The 3,871-nt window shown below is 71.9% G+C and carries 3 protein-coding genes and 1 pseudogene; 2 read left to right on the top strand and 2 right to left on the bottom strand.

The features are described from left to right. Nucleotides 1-1,358 (bottom strand): annotated as a pseudogene (locus tag HII36_RS53815) (excinuclease ABC subunit UvrA); the annotation flags it as partial. Between the two features lie 118 nt (nucleotides 1,359-1,476). Here HII36_RS53815 and HII36_RS53820 point away from each other — a divergent pair. Both HII36_RS53820 and HII36_RS53825 read left to right on the top strand, forming a co-directional pair. Further along, on the top strand, nucleotides 1,477-1,734 hold the full coding sequence (locus tag HII36_RS53820) for a helix-turn-helix domain-containing protein (RefSeq protein ID WP_173531141.1): 258 nt from the start codon (nucleotides 1,477-1,479) through the stop codon (nucleotides 1,732-1,734). Between the two features lie 271 nt (nucleotides 1,735-2,005). Then, a complete protein-coding gene (locus HII36_RS53825) occupies nucleotides 2,006-2,968 on the top strand; it encodes a DUF2332 domain-containing protein (protein WP_173531142.1) in 963 nt (320 codons plus the stop codon). Nucleotides 2,969-3,327: 359 nt separating this feature from the next. On the opposite strand, the gene HII36_RS53830 is transcribed toward HII36_RS53825, so the two are convergent. Beyond that, the coding region (locus HII36_RS53830) for an FAD-dependent monooxygenase (protein ID WP_173531143.1) at nucleotides 3,328-3,871 on the bottom strand (544 nt) is incomplete at its 5' end.

Raw genomic sequence — 3,871 nt, forward strand, 5'->3', positions numbered from 1 at the left:
GTGCGGGGGTGGGGTTTGAGTGGGGTGCGGCGGTGCAGGTGGCGGCCGGTGGTGGTGCCGGAGCGGGTCAGGCCGGCGACGCCGCCTTGGAAGACGATCTCGCCGCCGTGGGTTCCCGCGCCGGGGCCGAGGTCGATGACGTGGTCGGCGATGGTGATGACGTCGGGGTCGTGTTCGACGACCAGGACGGTGTTGCCTTTGTCGCGCAGGGCCAGGAGGAGGTCGTTGAGTCGTCCGACGTCGCTGGGGTGCAGGCCGGCGCTGGGTTCGTCGAAGATGTAGGTCATGCCGGTGAGGCTGGAGCCGAGGTGGCGGACGGTTTTGAGCCGCTGGCCCTCGCCGCCGGACAGGGTGGCGGTTTCGCGGTCGAGGGTGAGGTAGCCGAGGCCGATGCGTTCGATGCGGCTGAGCGCGGTGACGGCGGCCGCGGCGACGGTGGCGGCGGCGGGGTCGTCGAGGGTGGACAGGACGTTGATGAGGTCGCTGACCTCCATGGCGCTGTAGTCGGCGATGGTGTGGGGGCCGATGCGGGTGGCGAGGGCGGCCTGGTTGAGTCGGGCGCCGTGGCAGAGGGGGCAGGTGCCTTCGGTGATGACGGCCTGGACGGCGCGGCGGTTGCGTTCGGACAGGCCGCTGAGGTCGCGTTTGAGGTAGAGGCGGGTGAAGCGGTCGGCGACGCCTTCGTAGTCGACTTTGTTGAGTGTGCCGTTCTTGCCGGTGACGTCGACTTTGAAGCCGCCGCCGTGCAGGAACAGTTCGCGTTCGCGCGGGGTGTAGTCGCGCAGGGGTTTGGCGGGGTCGAAGGTGCCGGAGCGGGCGTAGATCTGCCATTGCCAGGTGCCGACGCCGAACAGGGGGAAGCGGATGGCGCCGTCGTCGAGGGATTTGGCGGGGTCGAGGAAGGCGTCGAGGTCGAGGCGGATGGCGCGGCCGAGGCCGTCGCAGGTGCCGCACATGCCTTGGGGGTCGTTGAAGGAGTAGGCGAAGGAGTAGCCGGCGCTGGGGGTGCCGTAGCGGGAGAACAGCACGCGGATGATGGGCATGATGTCGGTCATGGTGCCGACGGTGGAGCGGGAGCTGCCGCCGACGGGTTTCTGGTCGACGACGAGGGCGGGGCCGAGGTTGTCGATGGAGTCGGCTTCGGGTTTCTCGTATTTGGGCAGGCGGTTGCGGATGAACCAGGTGTAGGTCTCGTTGAGCTGGCGCTGGGATTCGACGGCGACGGTGTCGAAGACGATGGACGATTTGCCTGATCCTGAGACGCCGGTGAAGACGACGAGCCGGTTCTTGGGGATGCGCACGGTGAGGTTCTTGAGGTTGTTCACGCGGGCGCCGGTGATCAGGATGTGGTCGTCCATGGCCTCCACGGTAGAAGAGCGCTGCGACAGTTTCCCGGGGACGTCTGGGTGGTCGCGCGGCTCTGCTGGTGACGATAGAAATACCGGTATTTGTATCGCTGGGTATAGAGTGGGGCCCATGGTCCGACCTCCCCTGACACCTGAGGAGCGGCTGCGCGGCGAGCAGCTCGGCGCGTTGCTGCGTCAGGCGCGTGGCGAGCGCAGCATCGTCGAGGTCGCCGCGGCGGCCGGCATGTCGGCCGAGACGCTGCGCAAGATCGAGACGGGCCGGATCGCTACGCCGGCGTTCTTCACGATCGCGGCGCTGGCCGGGGTGCTGGAGGTCTCCCTCGACCGGCTGGCCGTGCACGCGACCCCGATGCCCGCCCCCACCTGAGCCTGACCGGTCCCGCGGTTCCGGCCCCGCGGTTCCTGCGCCGCTGGTTTCTGTGCAGTCCTTACCTGTGCCGCCGTCCCGGCCGCACGAAACTGGCCGCGCCATCCGACTGGCCGTACGAAAGTGGTTGCGCGGAATCGGGGCGGCGGCGTCGGGATCACCATCGCCGCCCGCCTGCGCGCACGTCGCCGGCTCGCGTGCCCGGTGTGAGATTGCGGACTTCACCGCATCGGCTCTGGGTTTCGCGCCCCGCCAGGCTGACGATCAAGGGATGGACACCGCACAGCGTTTCCGCGGCTTCGCCGACACCGAGGCGCGCGGCCACTCGCCCGTCTACGAGCGGCTGGCGCGCCGCGTCGCCAGTGAGCGGCGGCTGCTGGAACTGATCGATCGCCTGCCCGAGCCCAAGCGCCAGCCCAACCTGCTGCTGGCCGCCGCACGCCTGCTCGGCGGCCCGATCGGCGACGCCCGGGCCTTCCCCAGCTGGGCGATAGCCGAGTGGGAGCGGCTGAGCGCCGTCATGCTCGCGCGCCTGACGCAGACCAACGAGGCCGGCCGCTGCGCCACGCTCATGCCGCTTCTGGCGTCACTGCCGCAGCCGCTGGCCCTGATCGAGGTCGGCGCCTCGGCCGGGCTGTGCCTGTTCCCCGACCGCTACCGCTACCTGTACGCCGACCGTCCCGCGATCGGCGCCGGCCCGGTGAGCCTGGCGTGCCGGACGAGCGGCCCGGTGCCGTTCCCGGCCCGTCCGCCCGTCGTCGCCTGGCGGGCGGGCGTGGATCTCAACCCGCTGGACGTCCGTGACGAGGCCGACATGCGCTGGCTGGAGTGCCTCATCTGGCCTGGCCAGGACGAACGGCTGGCCCGGCTGCGGGCGGCGGTCGGCCTCGCCCGCGAGGACCCGCCACGACTGGTGCGCGGCGATCTGCGGGACGATCTGGGCGAGGTCCTCAGCGACCTGGTCGCCCAGGCCCCCGCCGGGGCCACGCCGGTCATCTTCCACAGCGCGGTGCTGGCCTACCTGCCCGCCGCGCAGCGGGCGTCGTTCGCCGCGGCCGTGCGTGACCTGCCGGGGCACTGGATCTCCAACGAGTCCCCCGGGGTGGTGCCCGGCGTGCGCGAGGCGCTGCCGTGGGCGGCTCCCGCCGGGCGGACGGTGTTCGCGCTCGCCCTGGACGGACGTCCGATCGCCTACACCGGCCCGCACGGCGAGCATCTGGACTGGTTCGCCTGAACGTCACGTGGGTCGCAGGCGCTTGATCGGCCACACGTGCACGGTGTCCGGGCCGCCGGTGGGTGGCGTCCGTCTTCACAGTCCTTGTAGACGGCGGGGAAGTTCCCGCTGATGAGCGTCGTGGGCAGGACGCCGATCACGGCCCCGCCCCCGGTCCCCTCGGGCGGGCGTGGTGAGGGCCGGGCCTGTTGTACAGGCCGATGTGGCCGCGTGCGCGGCAGGCGCCCGCTGCGGACGGCGTTCACGGAGCTGGTCGGCGGCGGCGCGCCGTTCGAATGGCGGTGGCGCGGATGGGTGACGGTGTTCGCCAGGAGGCCTGGATGCCAGGGCGGCGATGGGCGAGGCCGCGCCGGCGGATGTCAGCGCCGGGTTGTCGAAGGTTGCGGTGAGTGGTGGGGCTCGGGCAGCGTCCCCGGGTTGTGGTCGTACAGCCAGCCGGTGGCCTTCTCGTAGAAGCGGTTGAAGAAGAACGGCATCATGATCTCCCGCAGCCGGGCCGCGACCGGGCCGGCGGTCTTGGCGTCCCGGTTGGCGGCCGCGGACTTGGCGAGCTTGCCCGTACGGTCGTGGCGCAGCCGGTCGAACGAGGCCAGGGCCGCGGGGACGGACGCGGCGGCGGCCAGTTCCCGGGCCAGCGCGATGGCGTCCTCGAGTGCCATCGACGCGCCCTGCCCGGCGCCGACCGGGTGGGCCGCGTCGCCGACCAGCACGGTACGCCCGTCGTGGCGGCGCGCCACCGGAGCCAGCACGTGCAGCAGCGTGGCGGCGCTCACGGCGCGGGAGGAGGCGGCACGGCGCGGCGCGCGGTTCGTCCTCGGCAGCCGCCTCGCCAGCCCGTCCGGCATCGGGCCCGGGCGCGATGCCGAATCCAGCACCGGGCTCAGGATCGGGACCGGGAACGGT

Source organism: Nonomuraea antri (assembly GCF_013283785.1).
Lineage (GTDB): Bacteria > Actinomycetota > Actinomycetes > Streptosporangiales > Streptosporangiaceae > Nonomuraea > Nonomuraea antri.

Excerpts from the sequence above, each read along its gene's own strand:
- HII36_RS53820 (WP_173531141.1), top strand. The coding sequence starts at position 1,477 with ATGGTCCGACCTCCCCTGACACCTGAGGAGCGGCTGCGCGGCGAGCAG.
- HII36_RS53825 (WP_173531142.1), top strand. The coding sequence starts at position 2,006 with ATGGACACCGCACAGCGTTTCCGCGGCTTCGCCGACACCGAGGCGCGC.